Here is a 7242-nt window from a genome sequence, read left to right on the forward strand (position 1 = left end):
GGCGGCGACCTGTAGGGGCTGTAGGGGCGACTTCAGTCGCCCATCGAGCGTCGATCAGAGGCATGCTGTTGATCAAAGTCCGCGGGCGACTGAAGTCGCCCCTACAGCGACCCCCATACAAATCGCCTCCACACGTCAGGTCCAACAGCCTCAACGGCCCAGATACACCTCGATGACCCGGGGATCGGCCTGCACGGTGGCCAGGTCGCCTTCGGCCAGCACCGAGCCTTCGCACAGCACCGTGACCTTGCCGCCCAGGGCCTCGACGAAGGCCATGTCGTGCTCGACGACCATCAGCGAGTGCTTGCCCTTGAGGCTCACGAACAGTTCGGCGGTGCGCTCGGTCTCGTCGTCGGTCATGCCGGCAACTGGTTCGTCGAGCAGCAGCAGCTTCGGGTCCTGCACCAGCAGCATGCCGATCTCCAGCCACTGCTTCTGGCCGTGGGAGAGCAGCCCGGCGGGCCGGTCGGCCTGGTCGTTCAGGCGGATCTGCCTGAGGGTGTCGGCGATCTTGTCCAGGTCGTCGCCGAACAGGCGGGCGAACAGGCTCTTCTTCACCCGCTTGTCGGTCTTCAGGGCCAGCTCCAGGTTTTCGAACACCGAGTGGTTCTCGAAGATGGTGGGCTTCTGAAACTTGCGGCCGATGCCGGCGTGGGCGATCTGCGGTTCGGTGAGACGGGTCAGGTCGATGGTCTGGCCGAAGAAGGCCTTGCCCGAGTCGGGCCGGGTCTTGCCGGTGATGACGTCCATCATGGTGGTCTTGCCCGCCCCGTTGGGGCCGATGATGCAGCGCAGCTCGCCGGTATCGATCTGCAAGGACAGCTTGTTGAGGGCGCGGAAGCCGTCAAAGCTCACCGTGATGTCGTCCAGGTAGAGCATGACCCCATGGGAGAGGTCGAGCTCGCCGGGCTTGAGCACGTGGCCGGTGTTGGCGGCCCCGTCCCAGTGTTCCTGCTGGCCGTCGGCCGGGGCGTTGCGGGAGATGGAGGATTCGACGCGCATGCTCAGGCTCCTTTGGCGGCAGTGCCGTTGGGGATCTTGGATTCACTGGCGACAGCGCGGGGCGCGGGATCGGCGCGGGACGCCGCAATGGCCGCCTTCTCGGCCCGGCGGGCCTTGATCTTTGCCCACAGCCCAACCACGCCCTGGGGCAGGTAGAGGGTGACGAGGATGAACAGCAGACCCAGGAAGAACAACCAGTATTCCGGGAAGCTGGTGGTGAACCAGGTCTTGGACAGATTGACGATGCCTGCGCCCAGCACCGGCCCGACCAGAGTGCCGCGCCCGCCCACCGCCACCCAGATGGCGATCTCGATGGAGTTGGCCACCGACATCTCGGAGGGGTTGATGATGCCCACCTGGGGCACGTAGAGCGCACCGGCCAGGCCGCACAGCATGGCCGACAGGGTCCAGATGAAGAGCTTGTAGTGCACCGGGTTGTAGCCGATGAACATGACGCGGTTTTCCGAATCGCGGATGGCGGTGAGCACCTTGCCGAACTTGGAGGCGATGAGCACCTTGCCGAGGATGATCACCGCCAGCAGCAGGGCCACCGACAGGCCGAACAGCACCAGCCGGGTTTCCGGCGCGGTGATCGAGTAGCCGAGGATGCGCTTGAAGTCGGTGAAGCCGTTGTTGCCGCCAAAGCCGGTCTCGTTACGGAAGAAGAACAGCATGGCCGCGTAGGTCATGGCCTGGGTGATGATCGAGAAATACACCCCCTTGATGCGCGAGCGGAAGGCAAAGTAGCCGAAGATCCAGGCCACCACGCCGGGCACCGCAATCGCCAGGAACAGCGCCCACAGGAAGTGGTCCGAGCCGGTCCAGTACCAGGGCAGCTCCTTCCAGTCCAGGAAGACCATGAAGTCCGGCAGGTCGCTCTGGTAGCTGCCCTCGCGGCCGATCTGGCGCATCAGGTACATGCCGAAGCTGTAGCCGCCCAGGGCAAAGAACAGCCCGTGGCCCAGGGAGAGGATGCCGCCGAAGCCCCAGATCAGGTCCATGGCCACCGCCACCACGGCGTAGCACAGGATCTTGCCGATCAGGGTGATGGCATAGGTGGAGACGTGCAGCGGGTGGCTCTCAGGCAGCATCAGGTGGGCCATGGGCACCAGCACCCAGGCGATGAAGGCGACGGCCGCCACGGCCAGCCAGCCCCGCGGGCCGAGGCCCGCGAAGAGTTTGACGGTCAAAGGTGTGCGCATGGGCGTGTCCTCCGCTCAATCGACGAACCGGCCCTTGAGGGCAAACAGCCCCTGGGGTCGCTTCTGTATGAAGATGATGATGAAGACCAGCACCAGGATCTTGGCGATCACCGCCCCGGCCCAGCCTTCGAGGAACTTGGTGACCACGCCCAGGCCCAGGGCCGCCCACACCGCGCCGGCCAGCTGGCCCACGCCGCCGAGCACCACCACCATGAAGGAATCGACGATGTAGCCCTGGCCCATGTCGGGGCCCACGTTGGCGATCTGTGACAGGGCCACCCCGCCCAGCCCGGCAATGCCGGAGCCGATGCCGAAGGCCAGGGTGTCGATGCGCGCAGTGGGCACGCCCACGCAGCCGGCCATGGGGCGGTTCTGGGTGACGGCGCGGACAAACATGCCCAGGCGGGTCTTGTTCATCATCAGCCATACCAGCAGCAGCACGAAGCCGGAGAAGGCCACGATGATCAGGCGGTTCCAGGGCAGGGAGAGGTTCTCGGCCAACTGCACGCCGCCGGACATCCACACCGGGTTGGCCACTTCCACGTTCTGGGCGCCAAAGAGCAGACGCGCCGCCTGGATCAGCACCAGCGAAAGGCCCCAGGTGGCAAGCAGGGTTTCCAGCGGCCGGCCGTACAGATGCCGGATCACCGTGCGCTCCATCAGCATGCCCACAGCCGCGGCCACGAAAAAGGCCACCGGCACCGCCGCCAGCAGGTAGTAATCGACAAACTCCGGAAACTTCGCGCGGAACAGGGCCTGCATGGTGTAAGCCGAGTAGGCGCCCACCATCAGCAGCTCACCGTGGGCCATGTTGATGACGCCCATCACCCCGTAGGTGATGGCCAGGCCCAGGGCCGCCAGCAGCAGGATGGAACCCAGGGAGATGCCGGTGAAGATCTGGCCTGCGGTATCGCTCCAGGCCAGGCGGGCGTCGATGGCCTTGATGGCCGTGCCGGCCTCCAGGCGCAGCTTCTCCTCGGGTTCGTTGGCAGGATCGAGCAAGGGCAGCAGCAGGGCCTTCACCGCCGGGCTGCCGGAGCCGGCCAGGTCACGCACGGCCTGCAGGCGACGCGCCACATCGGGGCTGCCGAGGGCCGCCTGGGCGGCAAGCTGGACCAGGATGGGCTTGATCTCGCCGTCCTGCTCCCGGGCCAGGGCCTTGTCAAAGAGGGGCAGCAGGGCGGCGCCCTCACCCATGTCGGCCAGCAGCGCACGCGCCGCAGTGAGGCGCTCGGCCCGGTCGGCGGACAGCAGGCGTGCGGCGGCCAGGGCGCCGTCCACCTGCTGGCGCAGGCTGTTGTTGAGGCTGATGGATTCGGGGCTGGCGGGAGCGGGCTTGATCGGCGCGCCACTGGCCGGGTCGAGCACCTGCTCCCCCGCCACGATGACCAGACGTCCGCCGGCCACCGCCACCGCATCCTCGGACAGGGCCTTGAGCAGGCGCTGGGCATCGGCATCGTCGCCCGCGGCCGAGAGGGCCGCCACTGCGGCCTGCTTGCCATCAAAGTCGTCGGAAGCGAGACCCTGCAGCACGACCGGCTCAAGGGCGGCGGAGGCGCGGCCAACGCAAAGGAGGAGACTGATCAGAAGGAGAAGTCGTTTCATGGGATCCCCCGGGGGCGAACGGATGAGGGCAACACGGGTCCGTTCCAAAAAAATGGCCGGCTCCGGGCCCGGAGCCCTCCGCCGGCCAACTACTACTCTCTTGAGGAGGTCTGCGAATGCTTACAGCTTCTGCTTGCCTTCGTTGCCCGGGATGAACGGGCTCCAGGGCTGGGCGCGGACAGGGCCCTTGGTCTTCCACACGGTGTTGAACTGGCCGTCGGCCTTGATCTCGCCAATGAAGACCGGCTTGTGCAGGTGGTGGTTGGTCTCGTCCATCTTCAGGGTGAAGCCCGACGGCGCCTTGAAGGTCTGGCCGGCCATGGCGGCGATGACCTTGTCGGTGTCGGTGGACTTGGCCTTCTCGACGGCCTGGGCCCACATGTGGATACCCACGTAGGTGGCTTCCATCGGGTCGTTGGTGACCACGGTGTCGGCCTTGGGCAGCTTGGCCTTCTTGGCCCAGTCGCGGTACATCTTGATGAACTTGTCGTTTTCCGGGTTCTTCACCGACATGAAGTAGTTCCAGGCGGCCAGATGGCCCACCAGCGGCTTGGCATCCACGCCGCGCAGCTCTTCCTCACCCACCGAGAAGGCCACCACCGGCACGTCCTTGGCCTTCAGGCCAGCGTTGCCCAGCTCCTTGTAGAAAGGCACGTTGGAGTCGCCGTTGATGGTGGAGATCACCGCCGTCTTCTTGCCCTCGCCGGCAAACTTCTTGATCTTGGCGATGATGGTCTGGTAATCGGAATGCCCAAACGGGGTGTATTCCTCAATGATGTCAGCCTCGGCCACACCCTTGCTCTTCAGGAAGGCGCGCAGGATCTTGTTGGTGGTGCGCGGGTACACATAGTCGGTGCCCAGCAGCACAAAGCGCTTGGCGGAGCCGCCTTCCTTGCTCATCAGGTATTCCACCGCCGGGATGGCCTGCTGGTTGGGGGCCGCACCGGTGTAGAAGACGTTCTTCTCGAGCTCTTCACCCTCGTACTGCACCGGGTAGAACAGCAGGCCGTTGAGCTCCTTGTACACCGGCAGCACCGACTTGCGGGACACCGAGGTCCAGCAGCCGAAGGTCACGGCCACCTTGTCCTGGGACAGCAACTGGCGCGCCTTCTCGGCGAACTTCGGCCAGTCGGAGGCCGGGTCCACCACCACCGGCTCGAGCTTCTTGCCCAGCACGCCACCCTTGGCGTTGATTTCCTCGATGGTCATCAGCGCGGTTTCCTTGAGGGCGGTTTCGGAGATCGCCATCGTTCCGGACAGGGAGTGGAGTACGCCAACCTTGATGGTGTCGGCCGCCCAGGCGCTGGACGACAGCCCGCCGATGGCGGCAATGGAAGCGGAGAGAACTGCGGCCTTGAGGAAGGTACGACGGTTTTGCATCGAGGGCTCCTTGGTTCGGTGGGTTTGTCTAATGCGGTGCAGCAACGCCTCGCAGGTTACGGAGCACACCCCCGCACCGGAATACGTCAGATTGCGTAGGTGCTGCGCAGCCCTCCGGGTCGGCTAGAATCGGGGGACACCGTTCATGAACACCGCCATGCCCACTCCCACACCGACCGAAATTGAACGCCTGGTCAAAGGCATCGGCATCCCGCCGCGCCCCGAAGTGCTCACCCGTCTGCAGAAGGAAATCGATTCGCCCAACATGTCCTTGTCGGTGGTGGGCGAGATCATCAATGGGGACGTAGCCTTGGCTGCCTCAGTCATGAAGGTGGCGAACTCCCCAGCCTTCGGGCTCAGCCGCAAGGTCAGCACCGTGCAACAGGCGATTCCAGTGCTCGGCAGCCGCGTCCTGTCCAGTCTGGTGGCCGGCTTTGCCCTGCGCAGCAGCATCAGCGGGCCGGTGCGGCTGGATCGTTTCTGGGACAGCAGCATCCGGGTTGCTCAACTGGCGGCGCGCCTGACCAAGGAGTTCCGCGGCGTCGCAGCTGACCACGCCTACACCTTCGGGCTCTTTCACGATTGCGGCATAGCGGTACTGCTGCAACGCTTTCCGGACTACCGGGACACGCTGCAGCTTGCCAATGCCGATCATGACCGCAGCTTCACCGAAGTCGAAGAAGCCCGCCATGCCACCCACCATGCAGCCATCGGTTGCTTTCTGACCCGTAGTTGGGGGCTTGCCGAGGACGTCAGCCGCGCCACCCTGATCCACCATGACCTTTCCATCTTCGCGCCGGATGCCGAGACGGAAGATGCCCGCTGCCGTTCCCTGATCAGCCTCGCGGCCCTGTCCGACTGCTTCGTGAATGCATTCATGCGCATGAGCGAGGATGCCAGCTGGCTGCAGATCCGCCCTCACGTGCTGCAGCACCTGAACGTGGATGAAAGCGACTTTCACGATCTGCGTGAAATGGCTTTCGATCTCCTCGAAAACCTCTGAGCGCCACGCCGGCATGCCCCAGCCCATCCATACCGTTGCTTCCATCCGCGCCATCGAGGCGCTGACCCTGCCCGGTGCCGTGCCGCCCCTGATGGAACGCGCCGGCGCGGCGGCGGCTGCCGTGGCCCTCAGCCTGCTGCCCCCGTCCGACGCACCGGTCCTGGTGGCCTGCGGCCCGGGCAACAACGGGGGCGATGGTTTTGTCGTGGCCCGGCACCTGCGTTCCGCCGGCCATCGGGTCAGCGTTGCCTTCGCCGCCGACCCCACCCACCTTCCGGCAGACGCGGCCGTGGCCCGTGCCGCCTGGCTTGCCGGCGGCGGCAGCACCGACGCCCGCCTGCCTCCACCGCCCCCGCAAGGCTGGGCACTCGTGGTCGACGCCCTGTTCGGCATCGGCCTGCAGCGCCCCATCGAAGGCCTTTACGCCGACTGGATCGAGAGCCTTTCGGCGTCGTCGGGTCTGCGTCTGGCCCTCGACATTCCCAGCGGTCTCGATGCGGATACGGGCCACCGCCCCGGCGCCTGCTTCCGGGCGGACCACACCGTCACCTTCATCGCCCTCAAGCCCGGCCTGCTTACCCTCGACGGGCCGGACCACTGCGGCAAGCTCCATCTGGCCACGCTCGACCTGGACACCGAAGCCCTCGTCGCCGCCCCGGGCCATACCGTTGCCACTGAGCTGTTTTCCACTCAGCTACGCCCGCGCCAGCGCAACAGCCACAAGGGCAGCTACGGCGATGCCGCCCTCATCGGCGGCGCCCCCGGCATGGTGGGAGCGGCCCTGCTCGCCGGTCGGGCGGCAGCCTACCTGGGTGCCGGGCGCGTCCTCGTCGGGCTGCTCGACCCGGCCGCGCTGGCGGTGGACGTGAAGCGCCCCGAACTGATGTTCCGTGACGCCGCCACCTTGCTGGGCGAAACGGGCCTTGGCGCCCTCGGCGTCGGCCCCGGCCTCGGCCAGTCCGACGCTGCCCGCGCGCTGGTGGCCACCGCCCTCGCCGCCAGCCCCCCCCTGCTTCTGGACGCCGACGCGCTGAACCTGGTGGCGCAGGA

General features: G+C 66.2%; 6 protein-coding genes. 2 read left to right on the top strand and 4 right to left on the bottom strand.

Annotation, left to right across the window (positions count from 1 at the left end; genetic code table 11):
• Positions 1-150 precede the first annotated feature (150 nt).
• The 4 genes from urtD to urtA all read right to left on the bottom strand — a co-directional run bounded on the left by urtD (position 151) and on the right by urtA (position 5189).
• On the bottom strand, positions 151-1002 hold the full coding sequence (gene urtD / locus J0L98_RS15580; RefSeq protein WP_296412705.1) for an urea ABC transporter ATP-binding protein UrtD: 852 nt from the start codon (positions 1000-1002) through the stop codon (positions 151-153).
• A gap of 2 nt (positions 1003-1004) precedes the next feature.
• Positions 1005-2204, bottom strand: coding sequence for an urea ABC transporter permease subunit UrtC (gene urtC / locus J0L98_RS15585; RefSeq protein WP_296412706.1), 1200 nt, complete (start codon positions 2202-2204; stop codon positions 1005-1007).
• 15 nt (positions 2205-2219) lie between these two features.
• On the bottom strand, positions 2220-3809 hold the full coding sequence (gene urtB / locus J0L98_RS15590; RefSeq protein ID WP_296412707.1) for an urea ABC transporter permease subunit UrtB: 1590 nt from the start codon (positions 3807-3809) through the stop codon (positions 2220-2222).
• A 120-nt stretch (positions 3810-3929) separates the two neighbouring features.
• Complete coding sequence (gene urtA, locus J0L98_RS15595; RefSeq protein WP_296412708.1) at positions 3930-5189, bottom strand: urea ABC transporter substrate-binding protein; 1260 nt, start codon at positions 5187-5189, stop codon at positions 3930-3932.
• A 157-nt stretch (positions 5190-5346) separates the two neighbouring features.
• On the opposite strand from urtA, the gene J0L98_RS15600 reads away from it, so the two are divergent.
• The gene (locus J0L98_RS15600) at positions 5347-6192 is read left to right on the top strand and encodes an HDOD domain-containing protein (RefSeq protein ID WP_296412709.1); all 846 of its coding nucleotides are present in this window, start codon (positions 5347-5349) and stop codon (positions 6190-6192) included.
• Between the two features lie 13 nt (positions 6193-6205).
• Positions 6206-7242, top strand: a 1037-nt coding sequence (locus tag J0L98_RS15605; protein ID WP_296412711.1) for an NAD(P)H-hydrate epimerase, incomplete at its 3' end; no start/stop codon positions are given.

Origin of the sequence: Zoogloea sp., assembly GCF_017302315.1 — a bacterium.
Lineage (GTDB): Bacteria > Pseudomonadota > Gammaproteobacteria > Burkholderiales > Rhodocyclaceae > Zoogloea.